The sequence below is a fragment of the Haloferula rosea genome (assembly GCF_016595525.1).
Lineage (GTDB): Bacteria > Verrucomicrobiota > Verrucomicrobiia > Verrucomicrobiales > Akkermansiaceae > Haloferula > Haloferula rosea.
On sequence record NZ_JAENII010000005.1, the window covers coordinates 228985 to 251054 of the forward strand.

Annotated in this window: 23 protein-coding genes; 12 read left to right on the top strand and 11 right to left on the bottom strand. The window is 62.5% G+C overall.

Annotation, left to right across the window (positions count from 1 at the left end; genetic code table 11):
* The first annotated feature begins 54 nt into the window (after positions 1-54).
* The 4 genes from JIN81_RS08900 to lipA all read left to right on the top strand — a co-directional run bounded on the left by JIN81_RS08900 (position 55) and on the right by lipA (position 3167).
* A complete protein-coding gene (locus JIN81_RS08900) occupies positions 55-480 on the top strand; it encodes a hypothetical protein (RefSeq protein ID WP_200278581.1) in 426 nt (141 codons plus the stop codon).
* A 9-nt stretch (positions 481-489) separates the two neighbouring features.
* Positions 490-1089: a recombination mediator RecR gene (gene recR / locus JIN81_RS08905; RefSeq protein WP_200278582.1), complete on the top strand. Its 600-nt coding sequence runs from the start codon at positions 490-492 to the stop codon at positions 1087-1089.
* A gap of 51 nt (positions 1090-1140) precedes the next feature.
* On the top strand, positions 1141-1992 hold the full coding sequence (locus JIN81_RS08910; RefSeq protein WP_200278583.1) for a class I SAM-dependent methyltransferase: 852 nt from the start codon (positions 1141-1143) through the stop codon (positions 1990-1992).
* Between the two features lie 185 nt (positions 1993-2177).
* Positions 2178-3167, top strand: coding sequence for a lipoyl synthase (lipA, locus tag JIN81_RS08915; RefSeq protein WP_267907978.1), 990 nt, complete (start codon positions 2178-2180; stop codon positions 3165-3167).
* A 29-nt stretch (positions 3168-3196) separates the two neighbouring features.
* Here the strand turns inward: lipA and JIN81_RS08920 are convergent, their stop codons facing one another.
* Together JIN81_RS08920 and JIN81_RS08925 are read right to left on the bottom strand one after the other, a co-directional pair.
* A complete protein-coding gene (locus JIN81_RS08920; protein WP_325100865.1) occupies positions 3197-3523 on the bottom strand; it encodes a putative signal transducing protein in 327 nt (108 codons plus the stop codon).
* A gap of 750 nt (positions 3524-4273) precedes the next feature.
* The gene (locus JIN81_RS08925; protein ID WP_200278586.1) at positions 4274-4621 is read right to left on the bottom strand and encodes a hypothetical protein; all 348 of its coding nucleotides are present in this window, start codon (positions 4619-4621) and stop codon (positions 4274-4276) included.
* 498 nt (positions 4622-5119) lie between these two features.
* Between JIN81_RS08925 and JIN81_RS08930 the strand changes: the two genes are divergently transcribed.
* A complete protein-coding gene (locus JIN81_RS08930; RefSeq protein ID WP_200278587.1) occupies positions 5120-6091 on the top strand; it encodes a hypothetical protein in 972 nt (323 codons plus the stop codon).
* Here the strand turns inward: JIN81_RS08930 and JIN81_RS08935 are convergent.
* The 5 genes from JIN81_RS08935 to rpsP all read right to left on the bottom strand — a co-directional run bounded on the left by JIN81_RS08935 (position 6084) and on the right by rpsP (position 11414).
* Positions 6084-6323 carry a glutaredoxin family protein gene (locus JIN81_RS08935; protein ID WP_200278588.1) on the bottom strand — a complete coding sequence of 80 codons (240 nt, stop codon included), beginning with the start codon at positions 6321-6323 and terminating at the stop codon, positions 6084-6086. The two genes, JIN81_RS08930 and JIN81_RS08935, sit on opposite strands and share 8 nt — an antisense overlap.
* A 20-nt stretch (positions 6324-6343) precedes the next feature.
* The gene (tyrS, locus tag JIN81_RS08940) at positions 6344-7525 is read right to left on the bottom strand and encodes a tyrosine--tRNA ligase (protein WP_200278589.1); all 1182 of its coding nucleotides are present in this window, start codon (positions 7523-7525) and stop codon (positions 6344-6346) included.
* Between the two features lie 113 nt (positions 7526-7638).
* Positions 7639-9780 carry an AMP-binding protein gene (locus tag JIN81_RS08945; protein ID WP_200278590.1) on the bottom strand — a complete coding sequence of 714 codons (2142 nt, stop codon included), beginning with the start codon at positions 9778-9780 and terminating at the stop codon, positions 7639-7641.
* A 100-nt stretch (positions 9781-9880) separates the two neighbouring features.
* On the bottom strand, positions 9881-10966 hold the full coding sequence (gene prfA / locus JIN81_RS08950; RefSeq protein ID WP_200278591.1) for a peptide chain release factor 1: 1086 nt from the start codon (positions 10964-10966) through the stop codon (positions 9881-9883).
* Positions 10967-11156: 190 nt separating this feature from the next.
* Positions 11157-11414, bottom strand: a complete 258-nt coding sequence (gene rpsP, locus JIN81_RS08955; RefSeq protein ID WP_200278592.1) for a 30S ribosomal protein S16 — start codon at positions 11412-11414, stop codon at positions 11157-11159.
* Positions 11415-11643: 229 nt separating this feature from the next.
* Here rpsP and JIN81_RS08960 point away from each other — a divergent pair, with 229 nt between their 5' ends.
* Genes JIN81_RS08960 through JIN81_RS19450 form a run of 5 tightly spaced genes read left to right on the top strand, consistent with a single transcriptional unit; the run spans position 11644 to position 15825 of the window.
* Entirely contained in the window at positions 11644-12291 is a 648-nt protein-coding gene (locus tag JIN81_RS08960) for a TPM domain-containing protein (RefSeq protein WP_200278593.1), read from the top strand.
* Positions 12288-13169 (top strand): hypothetical protein, encoded by an 882-nt coding sequence (locus JIN81_RS08965; protein ID WP_200278594.1) that lies wholly within the window; start codon positions 12288-12290, stop codon positions 13167-13169. The genes JIN81_RS08960 and JIN81_RS08965 overlap by 4 nt, the downstream gene beginning before the upstream one ends.
* Before the next feature lie 39 nt (positions 13170-13208).
* A complete protein-coding gene (locus JIN81_RS08970; RefSeq protein ID WP_234044608.1) occupies positions 13209-13817 on the top strand; it encodes a methyltransferase domain-containing protein in 609 nt (202 codons plus the stop codon).
* A 27-nt stretch (positions 13818-13844) separates the two neighbouring features.
* On the top strand, positions 13845-14834 hold the full coding sequence (locus JIN81_RS08975; RefSeq protein WP_200278596.1) for a S1C family serine protease: 990 nt from the start codon (positions 13845-13847) through the stop codon (positions 14832-14834).
* Positions 14824-15825 (top strand): PDZ domain-containing protein, encoded by a 1002-nt coding sequence (locus tag JIN81_RS19450; RefSeq protein ID WP_200278597.1) that lies wholly within the window; start codon positions 14824-14826, stop codon positions 15823-15825. The genes JIN81_RS08975 and JIN81_RS19450 overlap by 11 nt, the downstream gene beginning before the upstream one ends.
* Positions 15826-15833: 8 nt before the next feature.
* Here the strand turns inward: JIN81_RS19450 and moeB are convergent, their stop codons facing one another.
* The 3 genes from moeB to gatC are packed head-to-tail and all read right to left on the bottom strand — an operon-like array spanning position 15834 to position 18707.
* Positions 15834-16952 carry a molybdopterin-synthase adenylyltransferase MoeB gene (gene moeB, locus JIN81_RS08985; protein WP_200278598.1) on the bottom strand — a complete coding sequence of 373 codons (1119 nt, stop codon included), beginning with the start codon at positions 16950-16952 and terminating at the stop codon, positions 15834-15836.
* A gap of 22 nt (positions 16953-16974) precedes the next feature.
* Complete coding sequence (gatA, locus tag JIN81_RS08990; RefSeq protein WP_200278599.1) at positions 16975-18399, bottom strand: Asp-tRNA(Asn)/Glu-tRNA(Gln) amidotransferase subunit GatA; 1425 nt, start codon at positions 18397-18399, stop codon at positions 16975-16977.
* Positions 18400-18413: 14 nt separating this feature from the next.
* Positions 18414-18707, bottom strand: a complete 294-nt coding sequence (gatC, locus tag JIN81_RS08995; protein WP_200278600.1) for an Asp-tRNA(Asn)/Glu-tRNA(Gln) amidotransferase subunit GatC — start codon at positions 18705-18707, stop codon at positions 18414-18416.
* Between the two features lie 91 nt (positions 18708-18798).
* Between gatC and JIN81_RS09000 the strand changes: the two genes are divergently transcribed.
* Positions 18799-19875, top strand: coding sequence for a peroxiredoxin family protein (locus JIN81_RS09000; RefSeq protein WP_234044609.1), 1077 nt, complete (start codon positions 18799-18801; stop codon positions 19873-19875).
* Between the two features lie 6 nt (positions 19876-19881).
* Here JIN81_RS09000 and JIN81_RS09005 read toward each other — a convergent pair whose 3' ends face one another.
* A complete protein-coding gene (locus tag JIN81_RS09005; protein WP_200278602.1) occupies positions 19882-20640 on the bottom strand; it encodes a VIT1/CCC1 transporter family protein in 759 nt (252 codons plus the stop codon).
* Between the two features lie 109 nt (positions 20641-20749).
* Here JIN81_RS09005 and JIN81_RS09010 point away from each other — a divergent pair, with 109 nt between their 5' ends.
* The gene (locus JIN81_RS09010) at positions 20750-21199 is read left to right on the top strand and encodes a hypothetical protein (RefSeq protein ID WP_200278603.1); all 450 of its coding nucleotides are present in this window, start codon (positions 20750-20752) and stop codon (positions 21197-21199) included.
* Positions 21200-22070: the final 871 nt, after the last annotated feature.

Below are 22070 nucleotides of genomic sequence, written 5' to 3' on the forward strand. Positions count from 1 at the left end.
CTTGGCTGGGGCTTGTCGCTGGCTCGACCCAGCCCTAGCTTCGCCCTTGTCCCCATGACCCAACGCACCGATCCCAAGCCTGAACCCCATCCCGGCATCGCCGGTCTGGCGATCGCGATGATGGGGTTGGTACTGGCGTGGATGCTCGACTACCTCGGGGTGCTGAAACCCGTCGATCACGCGCTGATGGGATGGGTGAATGGCTTTGGCCTCGATGGGGCGAACCGTGTCCTCGATGGCTGGGTGCCATGGTCGTGGGCGGGGCTCATGACCGTGGGGGTTTGTCAGGCGGTGGTCCACGTGCGGGGCATGTGGCGGCGCCTGATCATTGTCGTCAGTGCGATGGTCCTCACCTTGACCTGGATCCCCGTGCTAGCGCTCGCCGCTTTTCATACGCCTTTGACAGGTTCTATGATCGCGCTGATTTGGGGGGGTGTCGGTTCGCTCGTCTACGCGGAGCGTCATCGTGAACCCGACTAGATTTTCCGTATGCCCAAGATCGAATACCCGGATGCCGTCATCGAACTGGTGCAGGAACTCAAGGCCCTCCCGGGTGTGGGACCGCGCAGCGCGGAACGAATCGCGATCTGGCTGCTCCAGCATCCGAAGGCCTCACCCGCCACACTGTCCGAAGCCCTGTTGAAGGCGAAGGCCGAAGTGCAGGCTTGCGAGACATGCGGTTTTTTCGCCTCGAATGACGGTTGCGTGGTCTGTGAGCACCCGGGTCGCGAGCCGGTGCTGTGCGTCGTCGAGCAGGCGACGGATGTGCTGCCGATGGAGCGATCGGGGGTGTTCAAGGGAAAGTATCACTGCCTCGGGGGGCGGCTCTCCCCACTGGACAACGTCACCCCGGACGACCTCCGCATTGGGGGGCTGATGGCCCGTCTCGAGCGGGAGTCGATCGAAGAAGTCATTCTCGCGCTGGGCGCGGATGTCGAGGGCGAGGCCACGTCGAACTACCTTGCCGACCTGCTGCGCTCGCGCTGTCAGGTCACGCGCCTGGCGCAGGGCCTGCCGGCAGGTGGGGGGCTGGAGCATGCCGATGCTCTGACTCTGGCACGGGCGATGGAGGGGCGTCGCGGTCTGTAGCCGGATAAGACGGCTCTTGTGCCGGACCCGGGATTCCAAGACGCTCGCGCCATGCCCGAGGGGAGGAAGAAGCGACCGTATCAGAAGAAGACCGGCTACCGGAGGCCAGCCGGACGCCCGGCACCGGGACGTCAGCCTGCCCGGAAGGGCTGGGATCCGGTTGCGGCATGGTATGATCAACTGGTCGGCAAGCATGGGTCGGACTACCATCAGCACGTGGTTCTGCCCGCGGCGATGCGGCTGCTCGGGGACATCCATGGAAAACGGGTGCTGGACTTGTGCTGTGGGCAGGGGGTGCTGGTGCCGCTGCTGCTGGACTCCGGGGCGGCATCAGTCGTCGGGGTGGATGCCAGCCCCCGCCTGATCGAATCTGCCAAGACCCGATTCCAGAGTGATCCACGGGTCGAGATGACGGTGGCGGACGCCTGCGTGCCCGGCGATTGGGCGGATGGGAGTTTTGATTTGGCGGCCTCCTTGATGGCCGTGCACGACGTTCCGGACCTGCCGGGGAAATGTCGCAATGTGGCGGCTGCCCTGAAGCCCGGAGGGCGGTTTGTGGCGATTTTCATGCATCCCTGTTTTCGGATTCCACGGCAGACCCACTGGGGCTGGGATGAAGGCCGCAAGCTCCAGTATCGCCGGATCGACCGCTACGGCGTGGATCTCGAGATTCCGATCCAGACCCATCCGGGAAAGGGTGGGGGCGAAACCACCGCCTTTTACCACCGTCCGCTGGCGGAAGTCCTCAATGCCTTTGGCGAGTCGGGCTTGGCCATCACCGGCACCGAGGAGCTTTACAGTCACCGGCGTTCCCAAGCCGGAGGCTCACGCAGCAAGGGCGAGCACCGTGCGGCGCGGGAGTTCCCGATGTTCCTCGCCATCGCGGTGGTGAGACTGCACTAGCGCGCCGAGGAGGCAAGTCGCGCCCCCGTATCGTCCGCCTTCTGCTGGGCTGGCGGCACTAGGATCATTTCCGAGCTGCGGTTGCCGAATCCGCACAGGGCATCACCACGAGCGACAATTTCCACTTTTCCGCGGGCGGGTCGGCCCCTACGTTCCGCGCCATGAGCCAGTGCCACGGTCCGAAGATGAAAATGGATGCAGACCTTCATCAGGACAAGAAGCCTTCATGGATCAAAGTCCGCCTTCCGAATGATCCGGTATTCTGGTCGACCAAGTCGCTGATCACCGACCTGAATCTGGTCACGGTGTGCGAGGAGGCCCAGTGCCCGAACCGTTGGGAATGCTGGGGTCAGGGGACGGCGACCTTCATGATCGCCGGTGAGAAGTGCACCCGTGCCTGCGGATTTTGCGCGGTGAAGACCGCCAAACCGGACGCGCTCGAGGATGACGAACCGATCCGGGTGGCCGAGGCTTCACGGCGTATGAAGCTCAAGCACGTCGTCATTACCGCCGTGGCGCGGGATGATCTCCGCGATGGAGGTGCCGAGCACTTCCAGAAAACCATCGAGGCCGTGCGGACGATGAATCCGGGCATCGTGATCGAAGTGCTGGTTCCGGACTTCAACGATCGTGATTGGGCTCTGCAAATGGTGATGGACGCCCGTCCGCATATCTTCAACCACAACCTCGAAACCGTCGAACGCCTGACGCCGCTGGTCCGCTCGCGGGCAAAGTATCCCCGCAGCCTGGCCGTGCTGAAGAAGGCGAAAGCCATGGTGAACGGCAAGGTGGCGACCAAGAGCGGCATGATGCTCGGCCTCGGAGAACGCAAGGAAGAGGTCCTCGAGTCGATGGACCACCTGCTGGATCACGACGTGACGGTGCTGACGCTGGGTCAGTATCTGCGTCCGACGCCGCGTCACCTGCCCGTCGTGGAGTATCTCCACCCGGACCGGTTCGCCGAATACAAGCAGATCGCCGAGGAAAAGGGTTTCCGTCACGTGGCCAGCGGGCCGTTGGTGCGGAGTTCCTACCACGCCGCGGACTTCCGTCCTGAGCTGGACATTCTTGAAGATGCCGACCGCGTTCAGCCCATCCATGGCTTGGATCTTCAGCCTGAGGATCTGCCGATCCCCGCTGCACCCAGCGACATCGTGAAGGCAACGGTGGCCTGATTCCGCCGTCTCTTCGCTGATGGCCCGGGCTACGGGGTTGGGAATGGAGTGCCGCAGTTCCAGCATTCGGCCAGCTCAGCCGTCACGGTCTCCGCGCAGTTCGGGCATGTCCACGGCTTGAGTGTGGCGGACGAGCGCGAGTCTTCGGCCAGGTAGGTCTCGATGAGTTGCTTCGCCCGCTCCGTGTCCTCGGGTTCGATCACCCACAATTCCGGGAAAACCTGGGTGAAGGGGACCTCGCCCGCCAGCGATGATCCTCCTTCGTTGCGGACCTCCGTGCGAATGCCTTCCGATTCCAGAATCGACTGGAAATGGCCCACCATGGGGAAATCCGGATTTTCATACACTTTTTCCACAGCGGGATAACGGTAGGGCGGGCCGGGTCAGGGTCACGCGGAAAATCCTTGGTAAATCAAGGGTTGCGGCGGATATCAGGAAACCTGAAAGGTCTTTGGATCGGTAAAGACCGGGTGTTGGTAAGGTCTACTTTAGAAAAAATTTACAAAACTTTGAAAATCGACCTGTCCGGGCGCGATTGGAGGTATTGATGACGAGCTTCACTCCAACCCGAGCCCAACAAGAGGGCGAGAACGATCTGGGGGGAACGCATCGCCTGACCGATGGGTTCGGGTGGAGTGGGTTCGCGTCTGGTTCCGAAAGGGACCCTCAAATTTTCCATAACGAAGCCCGTGCGATGGGGGAACCAGCATGGGGCATCGATTCCGAAACATTCCTAGAGGTCGGGGGGCCTCGGGAGTTGGAAAAGATGCCCGTCGCTGTCATCAAGCTGGGTTTCGAGGAGGAAATGGCACCTGCAAAGTTCGGGGGGACATTCAGGTTGCCGCTTCCTTTTCTTTCTACGAATTCGGCCACGTAGTGTTCACCTTGAGTTCGGACCGAGTGGTTCGAGCTCATGGCCGAGAAAACCAGAGTCGGGACTACGCCATCCGGGGGGAAGCTGCGTAGGTCCCGATCTCTGGTTTCTTTCTTTTCCGGGTGTCACACCGATGCCGCCCGGTCACGGGTCCGATGGGTCTTACCACAGGACGGGATTCATAAGGAGCGAGCTGGACGCCGGGCCGTCCGATGGGACGAAGAGGCATCCTTCAGGTGGAGCCGAGGCGCTCCTTCAACCAATCGGGTAGATCGGCCCGCCGAACCCTGATCCGATGCGATGGGGGAAACACGAGCGTGAAGCCTCTCTGGTCTTCCGCGATCGACCGGATCTCATCCACGGTCCCGATAAACCTCGACCGGCCGTCGATCTGCAGATCGATCGAATCTCCCTCGATCACCAGGCAGGTCCGGGATCGAGCCCATCTCAGGTAAGTTCGAAACTGATTCCCGGCGATCAGCAGCAGGATCAGGGCACCAGCCATGCTCAGGCCATTTCTCTCGATGAGGGCTCGGACGAGCAGGGACGTCCCGAGGACTCCGAGAATGATTGAGAACATCCGGCACGATGGGCCGCTCACGTTCCCCGGGGTAGCGGGAACGACCTTCATCTGGAATGACATTCGAGGGATGCGGACGGGTGCTCATGGCGCCGGGAGGGAGTCATTGGCGGAAAGGTATCCACCAGAACTCTTCGGGGCAAGATCACCAAGGCGGACGAGGGGGGAGGGCACTCTTGTTTCACCGATCTGGCGAACTGGAAGCTGCCGACCCGGTAGATTTGCTGGCCGGAATCCCCGGCATCCTCCGATTGCCTATCAAGCGCTGATGGATTGGTGGGAGTTGAAGAGTTGGTGAACCGCGCAAGGGGCGCGAAATGAGAGCTCCACATTCTCTGCGTCCGGTGAGTGGGAAGTTAGAGAGGCTTCGTGTGGTTTGGGGAAGAGGAGAGGTGGGGGGCTGGATTTGGCGGTTTCGACGATGCGGCTGGGTGAGGGGATCAGACTCTTCGGGCGAATGGCGTTGTCAGGGGTCCTCGGGGCTGGGTAGCGTAGGGAATGAATTGGAAAGCTGCCCTTGTGGGCCTGTTTGGAGGCGTGTCGGTGGTTGGCGCGCAGGATTCGCACTTCGATGGATTCAAGTGGCGGGAGAAGGAGACGGACCACTTCCTCATCCGGGCCCATGGGACGAGCCATGATCCGGCATCGAAGTTGGCGGAGAAGATCTGGACGGTCTGTGTGGATGCGCTTCCTGGCCTGACACCGGACTTTGAGAAGAATGAGTTCGAGACGCCGTCGGGGAGCAAGGGGGCGAAGGAGGCTCCGTTCCGGTTCTGCATTTACCTGGTCGACTCGGGCGCGGATTTCCGCGAACTGGTGAAGATCGATGCCGGGCGCAATGGATGGGATGCGAACTCGGTGCGGCTGACGCATCAGGTCGGCAACTATGTGGACCCGAATGCGCGCTACACGGTGTATTGCAAGGGGGACCCGATGCAGAGTGCGGGCGGGGACCGGGATGTCTCGGCGATCGTGGCCCACTCGACGGGGTCGAGCCTGCTTCGTGGGCGTGCGCGCTCTGCGAAGATCCCGTTCTGGATGCAGGCGGGCTTCGGCTACTACGTGGAGCACATGATCTTCGATCTATGCCGGGTGCATTACCTGGATTTCGAAGCGTACTACGAGGCGCAGAAGGCGGAGATCAAGAAGGGGGAGACGCTGGGTGCGGACGAGGACTGGCCGTCGGTACTGCGCAAGATGTGCAAGGATGAGAACCGCTGCTCGCTGGGTGATGTGCTGACAGCACAGATCCTGACGCTTTCGCCGAAGGAGTCGGGCTACATCTTTGCGCTCACTTATTTCCTGGTCCGCGATGATGCGGCGAAGGCGAAGTATCAGAAACTGGTGGCGATGCTTCGTGACGGCGACACGGTCAATGAGGCATCTCTGCTCGAGACCTACGGCTATGCCGATGCGGCGGCGCTCGAGGCCGAGTGGTATGAGTGGATGGAGAGCCGGGCGTTCAAATGACCTTGCGCGCTTCGAGGAACGGGATGAGTTCCTCGACGCCGAAGTCGGCGAGGACTTCACCATGCCAATCCATGGTCGGGGCCTTGGTCTGGCCGGAAAGTTCGATCAGCGCCTGCATGCCATCGGGGTTGCCGCTGACGATGACGGGTTCGTAGGCGATGCCCTTGCGCTTGAGGAAGTCGACGACTTCGATGCACCACGGGCATCCGGGTTTGAGATAGAGGATGGGCATGGTGGGGGAATGGTGGGGGATCAGGCGAAGCGCACGGCGTGCTTTTTGGAGAGCTTGAGTACGTCACCGGCGGCGGGTGCGACTCCGGCATTCGGGTCGGTGAGTTTCTCACCATTGAGCTGGACGGATCCGGCGGTGATGAGCTGTTTCTTCAGCTCGCCGTTCGATTTCTTCAGGTCGAAGGCGGTGAGGAAGCAATGGGAGGCGAGGGAAAGTACGGTGGGCTCCGTAGGGAGTGAGGATAGCGGAATCTCGGGGAGATCGGCGGAGGTCAGGTCCTTCTTCGAGAAGCGGGTGTCCCAGTCGGCACGGGCGGCGCGGGCGGCGTCGGCATCGTGGTAGCGTGCGGTGAGTTTTTCGGCGAGCGACTTCTTGGCCTCCATCGGGTGGAGGGAGGCATCGAGTTCCTCTCCGAGCAGGAGTTGGTAGTAGCGGGCCATGAGCTCGTCCGAGGTGCTCATGAGTTTGCCGTACATGTCCTGAGGTGCGTCGTTCACTCCGACGTAATTGTCGTAGGACTTGGACATCTTGCGCACGCCATCGAGGCCCTCGAGCAGGGGCATGGTCATGACGATCTGCTGGGGTTGGCCTTCCTCGCGCTGGAGGTCACGACCGACGAGCAGGTTGAAGAGTTGGTCGGTGCCGCCGAGTTCGACATCGGCGCGGACTTCGACGGAATCCCATCCCTGGACGATGGGGTATTGGATTTCGTGCAGGCGGACTTCCTGGCCCTTGTCGATGCGGTTCCTGAAGTCCTCGCGCTGGAGCATCTGCTGCATCGTGACGCGGGCATTCAATCGGAGGACGTCCTCGAAGGTCATCTTGCGGAACCAGTCGCCGTTGTAGACGATCTCGGTCTTGTCCTTGTCGAGGATCTTGAAGGCCTGGTCGGTGTAGGTCTCGGCATTGGCCAGGACTTCTTCACGGGTGAGCGGGGGGCGTGTGGCGGAGCGGCCGGATGGGTCACCGATGGTGGCGGTGAAGTCACCGATGATGAGGACGATCTGGTGGCCGAGTTCCTGGAACTGGCGGAGCTTCTCCATGGCCACGGTGTGACCGAGGTGGATATCGGGAGAAGTCGGGTCGAGGCCGAGCTTGACCCGCAGGGGGCGGCCAAGGCGCAGCCGTTCCAGCAGTTCTTTCTCGGAGAGCACCTGGGCGGTGCCGGCGGTGAGGATCTCAAGTTGGGCTTCAGGCGTCACGACGCGAGGGGTCTAGGGGAGTGCCGCCCGGTTGACAAGAGCGGGGCTGAGGAAGTGTCGGGCCTGTCCGTGGGGCCACGGCAGGCAGCGGTGTGGTCGGGTCCGGGGGATTTTCAGTGCTCGGCGAGCATCTGGCAGCCCTTGAGGTCGAGCTTGCCGGAGGCGAGCACGGGGATCTCTTCGATGGGGACGATGGCCTTCGGGCACCAGAGGGATGGCACGCCGGCGTCCATGAGCTTGTAGCGGAGGTCGATGCATTCCTGCTCGAGGGCGGGGCCGGCGATGGTGGACAGGAGGATGATGGCCTCGCCCTTCTGGGCATCGGGGATGCCGACGATGGCGATCTTCCGCTCGGCTTCGGAGTCGAGTCCGAGGGCCTGGTTGACGGCGGCTTCGACGACTTCGTGAGGGACCATCTCGCCGGCGATTTTTGAGAAGCGGGAGATGCGGCCTTCGATGTAGAGGAAGCCATCATCGTCGACGCGGCCGACGTCGCCGGTGCGGAACCAGCCATCGGGGGTGAGGACTTCGGCGGTCTTCTTCGGGCTGTCGAGGTAACCGGGAAAGATGTTGGAGCCCTTGAGCCAAATGATGCCCTGCTGGTCGATGGGGCAGGCTTCGTCGGTGGCGGGATTCGTCATGCGCACGGCGATGCCGGGCAGGAGTTGGCCGACGGATCCCTTGCGGCTGGAGGGGATCTGTACTTCGCCGGTGGTGGGCTCGGGGTCGGGCAGGTTGACGTTGGTGGCGGGGGAGGTCTCGGTGAGGCCGTAGCCTTCCTGTGGGTAGAGTCCGAAGCGTTTTTCGAAGGCCTCGGCGAGGTTGGCGGGGAGTTTTTCGGCTCCGGTGACGACGAGTTCGATGGACTCGAGTTGCTCGGGCTTCACGCGCTTCATGTAGCCGCGCAGGAAGGTCGGAGTGGCGAGGAGGAAGGTGACGCCATGCTGCTGGATGAGTTCGCCCAGTCGCTTGGTTTCCAGCGGATTCGGGTAGGTGACGAGGTCGATGCCCTCGATGACGGGGAACCAGAGGGTGACGGTGGATCCGAAGGAGTGGAAGAGGGGCAGGCAGCCAAGGGCCCGTGCATCGGAATCGGCATCGAGTCGACCGGAGAATTGGGAGACGTTGCCCAGCACGTTGCGGTGGGAGAGCACGACGCCCTTGGGTTCTCCGGACGAGCCGGAGGTGAAGAGGAGGACGGCTTCGTCGTCGCCCTTGCGCTTGCCGATGCCGAAGAGGCTCTTGATGACCCCGGCGGGGAGGATTTTTCCAAGGATGGCCCAGGTGATGATCTTCTTCTTCAGCGAAGGGAGGACGCGCTCGATGAAGATCAGGTCGCGATTGGGCGGCCACGGGAAGGAAGCAACTTTCCGCACAAAGGGGTCGGCGGTGATGAAACGGTCGAGGTCGGCTTGGCGCATGGCCGAGCGGATGGCTTCGTGGCTGGCGGTGAAGTTGAGGTTCACCGGGGTCTTGCCGGCGAAGAGGACGGCAAGGTTGGCGACCATGCCGGCCTTTCCCGGGGGAAGTACGATGCCCACCCTCGGGTTGTCGGTCTCCTCACGGATGTGTTTGGAAAAGACGAGGGCGGCGGCGAGCAGGCGGTCGAAGCCGATCGATGAGTCATCGGTGCCATCGAATAACTTCGAGCGGCTGTGCTTCTTGAGGCCCTCGAGGAGGGCGGTGGCCAGGGAGCCCTTGAAGAGCGGGCGGGAGGCGTAGGCTTCTTCGCTGACCTCCAGCAGGGACTGGCGAAGGGTGGCGGCCGAGGCTTTCTCGGCGGGGATGAGTTTGCCGACGGCGAGGATGGCGCGGGGGAGGGAGGCGGTGCGCTCGATGGTGAGGGCGGACTCGCGGGGGTACTCGATGCCGATGGGCAGCAGGGGTAATCCGAAGGAGCCGAGGGTCTTCATGGTGGCTCCCGGGATGTGGCAGGGGGTGCCTGCGCGGGCGTTGGCCTTGCCGTGGATGAAGATGATGACCCCATTGCCTTCGAGGGAGCTCTTGAGTTGCTCGCCGGCGGCGGCCGGGTCGCTGTCCGAATCCGAGAAGGCGGCACCGGACTCCGATTGCTCGAGGAAGCCCTGAACCATGGGGTCGAGTGGGGCGCTGTCTTCGATCAACCAAGTGATCGAGCGGTCCGAAAACAACTGCTGGAGATGGAGGAGCTCGTGGAACTCGACGCGACCGGGGACGACGAGGCATCCGGTGCTGGGAATGCGGTCTTGGTGAAGGAATTTGACGGCTGAGCTCATGGGCTGACGGTTCGGTCGTGCGGATGGTGGGGCTGGGCTTGTCGCCTGCCCAGCAATACGAGCGCCAATGTTGGAACTTCCATTCGGATTGGCAAGTGGATCAATGCTTTGTCCCGGCTTCGGCCTCGGCAAGGCGCTCGGCGATCTCGGCGCGCTGGAGGGCTTCGGTGAGTTCGTCGAGGGCGCCTTCGAGGACGCCATCGAGATTGTGGGAGGTCAGGCCGATGCGGTGGTCGGTGATCCGGCTTTGTGGGAAGTTGTAGGTGCGGATTTTTTCCGATCGGTCGCCGGAGCCGATCAGCGATCGGCGGGTGGCGGAGTAGGCGTCCTGGACTTCGCGCTGTTTCATCTCGTAGAGGCGGCTGCGCAGGATCTGGAGGGCGCGCTCCTTGTTCTGGGTCTGTGAGCGTCCGTCTTCGCAGCGGATCATGATGCCGGAGGGAAGGTGGAAGACCTGGACGGCGGACTCGGTGCGGTTCACGTGCTGACCGCCTGCGCCGCCTGCGCGGCAGACTTCGATGCGCAGGTCATCGGGCTTGATCTGGACGTCGACTTCCTCGGCCTCCGGGAGGACGGCCACGGTGACGGTGGAGGTATGGATGCGGCCCTGGGTTTCCGTGCTGGGGACGCGCTGGACCCGGTGGACGCCGCTTTCGTACTTCAGATAGCGGAATACTTCGTCGCCGGTGACGCGGATGACGACTTCCTTGAACCCTCCGACGTCGGACGGGCTGCTGCCGAGGTGCTCGGTTTTCCAGCCTCGCTTCTCGGCGTGGCGCTGGAACATGCGGAGGAGGTCGGCGGCGAAAAGCGAGGCTTCATCGCCACCGGCACCGGCGCGGATTTCGACCAGGGCGTCGCGATCCTCATCGGGGTCGGCGGGTAGCAGGGCATACTGCAGTTTCTCCTCGAGCTCGGGGATTTGTTTCTGGAGCTCGGGGATTTCCTCGTTGGCCATCTCCGCGAGCTCGGGGTCGTCTCCCTGGGCGAGTTCTTCGTTGTCGGCCAGCTGGGAGCGGGTGGACTCCAGGGTATCCCAGAGTTCGAGGGTTTCCTTGAGCCGACGGTGCTCGCGCATGACCTCGGTGGCCCGCCTCGAGTCGTTGAAAAGGGTGGGGTCTTCGATCGCTTCAGATACTTCTGCGAAGCGGCGTCGGCGTTGATCGATGAGGGTGGCGTAATCCATGGAAGAATGGCGGGTCGGCAGAGGGCCCGCAGGACTGAACCGCGGGCCGTGGGTCTTGGAAAGAATGAAGGTGGGAATTGTGAGCGTTCAAGGCCCGTTCGGGATGTCGACCGATCGGACAGGGTGGACACAAAACAGCCGCAGTCCCGGAGGAGCTGCGGCTGTGGAAAAGGATAAGATGCGGAAGCGATCAGGCTTCGGCCTTCGCAGCAGTGCGGGCCTTGCGGATGATGCTGGCCACGGTCTCGGAAGGTTGTGCACCCACGCCGACCCACTTGTCGGCCTTTTCGAGATCGATGGTGTAGTTGGCGCCTTCCTTCATCGGATCGTAAGTGCCGATCTGCTCGATGTAGCGGCCATCACGGCGCTTACGGCTATCGACGGCGACGATCTTGTAGTAGGGACGGTCTTTGGTTCCCTTGCGATTGAGACGGAGAGCAACAGCCATGGTGTGCGTTTGGTTCTTGGAAAGGCTCGCCGAAGTGCGAGCGGGCGCGGAACTTGCATCGATGGAGTGTGCTTGCCAAGCAGAAACTGAGCAAATTTGGGGTGGGGGCGGCCGGCGGGGTCCGCAGGGGTGTCGCCGGAGCTGGCGCTTCGAGCCTAAGTAGTTAAGTTTACTTGATCTTTCGCTTTGACCAATGAGCGGCCAACCGACTAGGTTCGGCGGGTCGCCGATGAAGTGCCCCCGATGTGTGCAGGTCATTCACCGTGGTGCGGGAAGTTGTCCGCACTGCGGATTCAGCTTGGTGGACGCAGACGAGCGATTTGGCAGCGAAGATGTGCGGATCCGGCGGTTGGAGGATGTGGCGGGATTGATGCGTAGTGTTGAGCGTCAGCGGGTTGAGGCGGCGATGGATCGTTTCGAGCAGAGTTTTCCGCAGTTGTTCTTCGCGGTGTACACCGGTTTGCCGGAAGGGCGCAGCGACTTGAGGCAGTTTGGATTCTGGCTGCTGAATCGGGCGGCATTCGAGGATGTCGATGTGAGTCGGCCGAATGAGCGGGGCATTCTTCTGACGATTGATCCGGACGGAAAGGCGGCCGGAATGAGCTGGGGATACATGCTCGACGCCTTTCTCAAGGAGGAGGACACGTTTTTGTGCATGAGCCGGGCCCATGCGTATTGGGTCGAGGGGCGGTTTGCGGAAGGCATCGTCCGGGTGCTCGAGCAACTGAGCCTGGTGCTGGAGAAGCGATCGCGGCAGGCGCGCCGCGATCCGGAGAGTTTCGAGCGGAAGATCTCACCTCCAGTGGTCCGCAGGAAGGTGCGCTCACTGCGCGGGAAGAGCGCGAAGGCGAAGGAACGGAAGGGGGCGAAGTCGTGAGAGTCTGTTGCGTTGCCGCGATCCTGAGTCTGGCATCGTTGGCGGGGGCCGAGGAATTCGGTCCGTCGCTGCCGGAAGAGGGATTGGGGCTGCCGGGGGTGGCGATTCCGGCGGATTGTTGGCCGGATTACTTTGGCGGACCTGCCGAGGATGATTTGGTCGATCCGCAGGGCCTACTGAATTCGCGTGAGCGCAAGGACCGGGAAGAGTTTCTGCGCTACCACGCGGATGATTCGAGGATTCGCCTGAGGGCGATGATTTTCGATCACGACCAGCGGTTTCCATCGGACATGGAGCGCCATCTGGAGCCGTGGCTATCGAGTGGTGAACCGACGGCCTTGCTGCTCTACCGGATGGGAGAACCGGCGCGGGCCGAACTTCATTTCAGCAGTGACCTGGCGCAGGAAGTGCCGCGGGTGGAAGTGGGACGTCTGATCGGTCAGGCTGCGCGCGCGGCGCAGGAAGAGGTGGGCGATCTGGATCAGTTCAAGGAGTTTTGCCTGCAGGTCTCAATCCGCCTGTATTGGATCGAGCGCTCGTTGGGTTGGGTGGAGGAGCCGGCGGATACGATCCCGGTGGCCGAGCCTGAGCCGATCGAGGAGGCCAGTGGCTCGGAATTGATCAAGGAGGCGGTCCGCGGGGCGTGGGACGCCGGGGGGCTTCCCTTTCTCGTCGCCCTGTCGTCCTTCATTTCTTTCGCAGTGCTTCGATTCATCATTCGTTCCCGTCGCCGCTACCGGTTTCCGGAGTTCGAGATGGATCCGCGTCTGGGTGGGGCGCATGGGGCGGGCGTGGGAGCGGTCATTTCCTTCGGCAGTACGACCCAGTCCCCATCGGCGCAGAAGTCTCCGACGGTGGATTGCCTGGGAGGCATCTGATCACTTGCTGAGGAGGCGGGTCGGGTGGACGATGTCCGCATGACCGACTGGGATGGAAGATGGCGCGCCGGGGAAACTCCGTGGGACAAGGGCGAGGCGGCACCACCACTGCTGGAGGCGCTGGAGGATGCCGAAAACGGGCCGTTCCTGAGGTCGGCACGGGTGCTGGTGCCGGGCTGTGGTTCGGGGCACGATGTGAGGGCGCTTGCGCGGGTCGGCGCGGAAGTCACGGGGCTGGATTTGTCGGCGAAGGCGATCGAGGTGGCGCGGGGGATCAAGTCCGTGGGCGGTGAGTCGTATGTGTGTGCGAATCTCTTTGACTGGCAATCCGAGCCCTTCGACGCGGTGTGGGAGCACACTTGTTTTTGTGCGATCGACCCGAGCGATCGGGGTGACTATGCGGAGGCGGTGGCTGGCTTGATCCGTCCGGGCGGGCGTTTGATCGGAGTGTTTTACCTCGATCCGAAGGACCCGGATGGAGGGCCTCCGCACGGGGCGAGAAAGGAGGAAATCGCAAGACATCTCGAGCCATGGTTCACGCTAGAGAGGGGAAGCGTGCCGACGCGTGCCTTTCCCAGCCGGGTGGGTCGTGAATGGCTCGCGACCTTTGTCCGCTGTGATGGCGACCGCAGGGTTGCGGTCGATTGAGGCACAGGCTAGATTCCCACGACACTCATGAGATTTTCCCGAATCCTGTTTCCTCTTGTGATGCTTGCGCTGGCGGTGCCCGCCACGGCCGAGCGGCTTCCGATCAACGAGAAGAAGGCCCCGAGTGGTCGAAGTGATCTGGATGAGATCCAGTCCCTGCTGAAGGCGGCTCTGCCGAAGGCGCGGGCGGCCACGGTGTGCATCGAACTGGATCAGGGATCCGGCAGTGGCGTGGTCATCAGTGAGGATGGATTGATCCTGACGGCGGCGCACGTTTCCGGTGGGGTGGATCGTGAGTTCACGGTGGTCTTTGAAGATGGGAAGAAGGTGAAGGCGGTGTCGCTGGGGCTGAACTCGAATACGGACAGCGCGATGGCCAAGATCATCGATGAGGGCACCTATCCCTTCGTCGAGGTCGATCGTGATGACCAGACGAGGCTGGGTGACTGGGTGTTTTCGTTGGGTCACTCCGGGGGCTTCGACAAGGATCGCGGGAGTGTGGTCCGGCTTGGCCGGCTGATCCGGGTCGTGAATGAATCCACCTGGCAGTCGGACTGCAATCTGATCGGTGGGGATTCGGGTGGCCCGTTGTTTGACCTGCAGGGTCGGTTGATCGGGATCCACTCACGGGTCGGCGACAAGCTGCCGGAGAACATGCATGTGCCGATGGAGGAATTCCTGCGCAGTTGGGATGCGATGGAAGCCGGGGAGTTCATCGGCGAGGGGCCATTTGCGAAGAAGCCGGAGAAGGGGAAAGGGTTCCTTGGACTGCTGGCCGAAGCCCATGACGGCGAGGGCATCGAGGTGCGGAAAGTCGGACGAGAGTCCCCTGCGGAGAAGGCCGGGATCAAGGAAGGCGATGTGCTCTTGAGCATGGACGGCGAAAAGCTGGAATCGCGCGATCAATTGAAGGAATTGCTGAAGGAGAAAGCTCCGGAAGATGAAGTGGTTTTTGAAATGCTTCGGGATGGAAAGCCCGAAACCCTCACTCTGAAACTTGGAAATCGTGAAGACTGAATGCCTCATCGCAACCCTCGCGCTGGCTCTCGCCGGTGGCGGACTACAAGCGGGTGTCACGCTCGAATACAAGTATCGCACGGCCGGTCCTGCGGTTCACGCGGCCTTTGATGATACGCAGGAGTTCCTGCAGACGAGCAGTGCGGTGTTCAAGCGCGGACGGGATGAGATCATCTTCGGCACCGTGGTTTCACCCGACGGCTACATTCTAACAAAAGCCAGTGAGCTGGGACCACTGGATGATGTGACGGTCACAGTGGACCGCGAGCGCTACAGCCAACCGAAGTTGATCGCCGAGGATCCTGCGTGGGATGTGGCGCTGGTGAAGATCGACGCCCAGGACCTCGTGCCGGTGAGCTATCTGCGTGGGGACGAACCGGAGCAGGGGACGTGGTTGGTGGCGAATGGTGCCACCACGCGGAGCACCCGGCGGGTTCAGATCGGCGTGCTGGCTGCGAAGACGCGCGAGGTCAAGGCGACCGGTGGAACCGTGCTCGGTGTAGCACTGGAGGACGATGAGGATCAACTCAAGGTGAAGGAAGTCACCGAGGGAAGTGGTGCCGAAGAGGGAGGCCTGCAGGCCGGGGATGTGATTGTTTCCCTGGATGGCGTGGAAATGGAAGACCGCAAGGCGGTCGCGGACCTGCTCGGTGAAAAGCAGGTCGGGGACCGGATCCCGGTCGGCATCGAGCGGGATGGCGAGGCGATGGAACTCGAGATCGAGCTGGCCGGTCGCACCGACCTTTTCGGCGAGACGAAGTCGCGGAACGACGCGATGAGTGGCGCCTACTCCGAACGGAGAACCGGTTTTCCCCGGGTGATGCAGCACGACATCATGGGCAACCGCAGCTTCATGGGCGGGCCGGTATTCAATCTCGACGGCGAATGCGTGGGCATGAACATCGCGCGCTTCAGCCGCTGCGAGACCTATGCCATTCCCGCCAAGGACTTGGAAAAGCTGGCCTCGGAGATGATCGAGAAGGCCCGCTGAAGCGGGTGTCAGCCGCGCTGCAGCCAGGCGTCCATGCCTCCAGCGACATTGATCGCTTCGGTCCTTCCTTGTTCGTGCAGGAAGGCGACGGCCTTGGCCGACCGTCCACCTGCCTTGCAGTGGACGAGGACCTCGTCGGCCTGCGGGATTTCCGACAGGCGCTGGGGGAGTTCCCCAAGCGGGATGAGGATGCTCCCCGGGATGGAAGCTTCGGCGTGTTCTTCCGGCTGACGCACGTCGATCAGGACCGGCGAGGAGGGAAGGCGTTCGGCGAGCTCGTCGACGGTGATGGTGGGGATGTCAAAATTCATGGAGCACGAAGGGGCGGCGGTGGTTTCGGGATTGTTGAGGTCGAGGATCGTCGGGTTTGATCCGCACAGGCGGCAGTCGGGGTCGGCGGCGATCCTCAGGTTGCGGAACGAACTACGAAGGGCATCGTAGCAAAGGAGGTTGCCGAGTGGTGGCTTGCCGATGCCGAGCAGCAGCTTGATGGCTTCCATGGCCTGGAGGGAGCCGATCACTCCGGGGAGGACTCCCAGCACGCCGGCTTCCTGGCAGGAGGGTGCGGCACCCGGCGGTGGAAGGGTGGGGAGCATGCAGCGGTAGCAGGGGCCTCCGAGGTGGGGGGCGAACACGGTGACCTGTCCTTCGAAGCGGAAGATGGAGCCGAACACGCACGGCTTTTTCTGACGGAAACAAAGGTCGTTGGTTAGAAAACGCGTCGGGAAGTTGTCGGATCCGTCGAGGATGAGATCGTAGGACGAAGCGATTTCCTCCGCATTGTCCGCGGTAAGGCGGACGGCGTGGGTCTCGACCTTGATCTCCGGATTGATTTCGGCGAGACGGGCTCGGGCGCTTTCGATCTTCGGTTTGCCGACCCATGACTCGCCATGCAGGATCTGCCGCTGGAGGTTCGAGCGGTCGACCTTGTCGTCATCGACCAGTCCGAGACGTCCGACCCCGGCGGCAGCGAGATAGAGGGCGGCCGGGGAGCCCAGGCCGCCGCTACCGATGAGGAGGACCGAGGAGCCTTTGAGCTTTCGCTGGCCGGCTTCACCTACATCGGGGATGGACAGGTGGCGGGCGTATCTCGCGCGCTCTGAATCGGAGAGGGTCAGGTCTTCCATCGTCCAGGAAAAGGCGGGGGATTCAGCGAATCTCGGCGGCCTTGGCGACGCGCAGCAGGCTGGCCTCGCCCAGGTGGGGGCCGAGGACCTGCAGTCCTACCGGAAGCTGGGTTCCGGTGTCGCTCGCCACGGTGCCGGCGGGGACGGAAATGGCGCAAATTCCCGCGAGGTTGGCGGCAATGGTGTAGATGTCGGAGAGGTATTCCTGCAGGGGGTCTTCGCTGTTCTCTCCGAGTTTCCGTGCGGGTGACGGGGCGACGGGCGAGAGGATGGCATCGACTTGTTCAAAGGCCTTTTCGAAGTCCTGACGGATCAGCGTGCGGACCTTCTGGGCGCGGCCGTAGTAGGCATCGTAGTAGCCGGACGAGAGGACGTAGGTGCCAAGGAGGATCCGGCGCTTCACTTCGGGGCCGAATCCTTCTTCGCGGGACAGCTTGTAGAGATCGAGCAGGTCGTCGGTTTCGCGGTTCCGGTGTCCGTAGCGGATGCCGTCGAAGCGGGAGAGGTTCGACGAGGCTTCTGCGGGAGCGATGATGTAGTAGGTCGCCACGGCGTATTCGGTGTGGGGGAGGGAGATTTCGACGATATCGGCTCCGGCTTCCTCCAGCCGCTTGACGGATTCGTCGACGCGCTTGCGGACTTCGGGGTCGATGCCTTCGCCGAAGTATTCCTTGGGCAGTCCCAACTTCATTCCGGCGACGCCTTGATCGATCTCCGCCGAGTAGTCGGGCACGGGAGCATCGAGCGAGGTGGAGTCGGCCTTGTCGTGACCGGCGATGGCTTGGAGCATCAGGGCGGCGTCGTCGACCGTCCGGGTGAGGGGACCGATCTGATCGAGCGATGAGGCGAAGGCGACCAGTCCGTAGCGCGAGACGCGGCCGTAGGAAGGTTTCAGTCCAACCACGCCGCAGTGGGAGGCCGGCTGGCGGATGGATCCGCCGGTGTCCGAACCGAGGGTCGCGAAGGCCATGTCGGCGGCCACCGCTGCGGCTGAACCACCCGAGGAGCCTCCCGGAATGCGGGACGGGTCGTGGGGGTTGGTCGTCTTGCCCAAGGCGGAGTTTTCCGTGGCTGACCCCATCGCAAACTCATCGAGGTTGAGGCGGCCGAAGGGAATGGCACCGGCGGCGCGGAGGCGCTGGATCACCGTCGCTTCGTAGGGCGAGCGGTATCCCTTTTCGAGATAGCGGGAGCCACAGGTGCAGGTTTCGCCGAGGACGTTGATGTTGTCCTTGATGCCGATGGGAATGCCGCCGAGGGGCAGGCTGGTATCGGCCTGGGCGGCGGCTTCGCGGGCGGCGTCGATGTCGTAGCTGAGATAGGCTCCCACTTCGGAGTTCCTGGCCTCGATGGAGGAAGCCAGTTCGTCGACGAGGTCGACGGGTTGGAGCGTGCCGGCACCGATTTGCTTGCGCAGGTCGGTCAGAGAAGATTGAGCGAGGGACATGGGTCGGGAAGGGGTCAGGCTTCGGCGATGACTTTGGGAACCCGGATCTGGCCTTGGGCCTGCTCCGGTGCATTGGCCAGCACGGCCTCGACGGGCAGGCTGGTGCCCGGGACGTCTTCCCGCATCACGTCGTAAACGGGCACCGGGTGGGCCATCGGCTCGATCCCCTCGACATCCAGTTGGCTGAGGGTCTCGGCATACTTCAGAATCGCATCCAGCTGGGGCTGGAAGGTGGCGCATTCTTCGTCGGTGAGTTCCAGCCGGGCCAGGCCGGCGACGTAGCGGACATCGATATGGTCAGTAGCCATCGGGCCGGGAGTAAAGGGAACCCGGTGCCACTCGGCAAGCGCGAGTCGGCGGAGTACTTGTCAGAAGCGTGCGGGACGCTAGCGTTGGCGCATGCGGATGCTGTGGATTTCGATGATGTTGCTGGGATTGGCGACGGTTCAGGCGGGGACCTTGTCGCAGGCGAATGCCGTGCGAGCAGGGTATGAGAAGTCGTTGGAGGCATGGACGATCAAGATGCAGCTGGCGAAGGGGGAGGCGGCGCGACGGGAAGTGATGGCGGCCCGGCCGATGCCTGACGTGGCCGCGAAGCGGATGTGGTCGGTGATTTCCCCCCAGCTCAACGAGGAATGGACGATCGAACCGGCGGCGTGGTTCCTGCGGATTGCCAGCCCACTGGTGGAGGTCGGGGAAGACGGGCTCCGCACGCCGGCCATGCGCCCGCAGATCGCGCAGGTCCAGAAGACCGTGGAAAAGTATCACCTGCAGAGCCGTCAACTCGCGCCGATGTGCATGGCGCTGGTGGCCTGCGGGGACAACACGTCGCTCAATCTGCTGCGCAAGATCGAGTCGCAGAACCCGGACAAGAAGGTGGCGGGTGTGGCGGCGCTGGGTCTGGCCATGATGGCCAAGGACATCAATGACGAACCGAGGATCATGCGCGAGCGGCTGAGCATGCTGCGCAAGGCGATCATCGACGCGGCGGATGTCGAGATCGAGGGGGTCACGGTGGCGGAGCTGGCGGAAGAGGAGCTCTACATCATCCGCAACCTGAGCAAGGGCCGTCCGGCCCCCGAGCTGAGTGGTCGCGATTCCGGAGGGCGCGCGATGAGCCTTTCGTCATTCGAGGGGAAAGTGGTGATCCTGTTGTTCTGGAACTCCGGGGGTGAAGGACCGGACGCGGTGATCAACTGGGCCAATGCCCTACGTGCCGACGAGCGCTTCGCCGGGAAGGAATTTGAAGTGGTGGGGGTCAACAGCGACCCCTTGCCGGTGCTGCGGAAACTGCAGGCCGAAGGAAAGGTCGACTGGCCGAATTTCTCTGATCCCAACAACGAACTCGGCAAGGTGTATCGGGTGGGAGCATGGCCGCTGACCTACGTCCTGGGTGCCGACCGCAAGATCCACTACATCGGAACGACGGGCACCTTTGCCGAACTGACCGCTGCGGCGGTTCTCGACGAGAGCTGAGGCCCTTCAGGCAAAGTCCGCGAACGGGCGAAGCAGGTAGCCGATGCCGTAGGCCATCCCTGAGGCGAGAGCCCCGACGGCGATGGTTTCGACGACGCCTGCGAAGGTGTTCTGGCCGACGACCCGGGCCTTCAGAGCCCCGACGATGCCGAAGGACACCATGGTCAGGACGCAGGCCACGGCAAAGGGATTCGCGAGCACCCCCGGGCGGGCAAGATCCACGACATAGGCGATCAGTGGAACGGCGCCCACCAGCAGGAAGGCGAGAAAGGTGGCCGTGGCGGCTTTCCAAGCGGCCGGCTGAGCGGTGTGGATGCCGTGTTCTTCCTGGAGCATCGTATCGACCCAGCGTTGCTTGTCGGCGGTGATGACCTTGACGATTTGCTCCAGCGTTTCCCCTTTGAATCCTTTGGCCGCGAAGATTTGCCGGATCTCTTCACGCTCCCCGTCCGGGTGCATCTCGATCTCCCGTTCCTCTTCACGGCGGGTGCGGTTGGCGGCCTGGTTCTCCGCATGAGTGCCGAGGAAATTTCCCGAAGCCATCGAGAATCCGTCCGCAATCAGGTTGGCCACGCCGAGGATGATGACGAGACCGGCCGGAAGTCCGGCCCCTGCGACCGATGAGACGACGGCGAAGGTGGTGACAGCTCCATCAATGGCTCCAAAGATGGAGTCCTTCAGGAAGTCTTGTGACACACCCTTGGTGAGGCGCTCGCGGATGGCGTCCGGGGTGTGGTCTTCTTGATGATTCGGGTGGTGGGACACGCACCCGGGAGCCTAGCGAATCCTGAGCTCAGGGCAACCACGCGGGTCGCCAGAAGTTCACCCAATCTTGCGGCTGGAATCCTTCCGCGAGTGCTCTAGCGTTTTCGGCATGAAGGCGCTCTCATGGATCCTCCTCGCGGCTGGTGTTTCACTCGGGCTCAGCTCCTGCGCGAACCCGTATGACCAGTATCCGGAGGGATCCGTGGCCAGCAGCGCACCGGTCGGTTACGACACGACGGTGGTCGGGGGGATCACTTACTGGTATTCCGGTGGTCACTACTACCGCCATTGGCCGAGGTATGGATGGGTGGTGGTGCGTCCCCCATATCACCGACCTCCCTACCAGAAGCCGCCCAAGCCGGAAAAACCGCCCAAGCCGGAGCATCCGATCGTCAAGCCCAAGCCGAGCCAACCGGTCCAAAGACCGGTCGAACGGCCGTCGACCCAACCGGTGCAGCGACCGACCACCCGGCCGGTCCAGCGTCCCAGCACCCGCCCCGCGGTCCAGACGCGCCCGACCATGCCCCAGAGGGCCCCGCGTCCTGCGACCCGCCGCTGAGGCGAGCATTACCCGTGGGGAATGGACTGAGCTTTTCGCGTGCGACATGGGTACGCAAAAAGGCCCGTCGACAGTTGCCTGTCGGCGGGCCCTTTTTTTGTGGATCCAACGAATCCAAATTCCTTTTTTCGTAGACCTTTCGAATCCACGAAGAAAAAGAGGAGGGGAGTGGGAATTCGCCACATTCTCTTTCCCCGGTTGACTGACATTTGGCGCCCAAATCCACCCGTCGAGTGTCATTGGCTGCCAGTTCCCCGACGCTGCGTTGACCGACAAGAACGATTGTCGTGATTCCGTTCGACTCCGCAGCGGAGCCGGCCGTGATGTTGCCATCATCGACTTCTTGGGTGAGACGTCTTCGCTTGGAGTTACGCATCTGCCGATTCGCACTTTCCAAACCTGTGAAACCGCTCTCGCTGAGAACTTGATCGGCTTCTTTTCATCCAAGGTCGGCATCGGGCGTTTTCGCATCCGATCGTTTGCCTTGGACCACGGGTCTTGTCTCTTAACCCTCACATTGCATTTTCTTTCTCAGACGGACGACCCGACTTGCGCCGTGCCTCCCGTACTTTCGGAATTTATCGCACCAATCAGGGTCATCACCAATTTCTCGGTGCCTTCCCCGCAGTGGGCTCATTCCGCGATGAATGAAGTCCCTTTTTCTCCTTCCGGTTGCGACCCCGGCTGGGTCTGATCGCATCGCTTGTCTCGTTCTTCGCGATCAGGACTTTCTTCACCACACTGACTCACAGTAGCAACGTCCGGTCTTGGACCGACTGTGTTCGCCTCGCCACTCCTTGATTCACCTGGAGATTCGGGCGTCACTCGGCTTCGCGAGTGGTTGCGTGCCTGCCATCCGGCCGGATTTCGT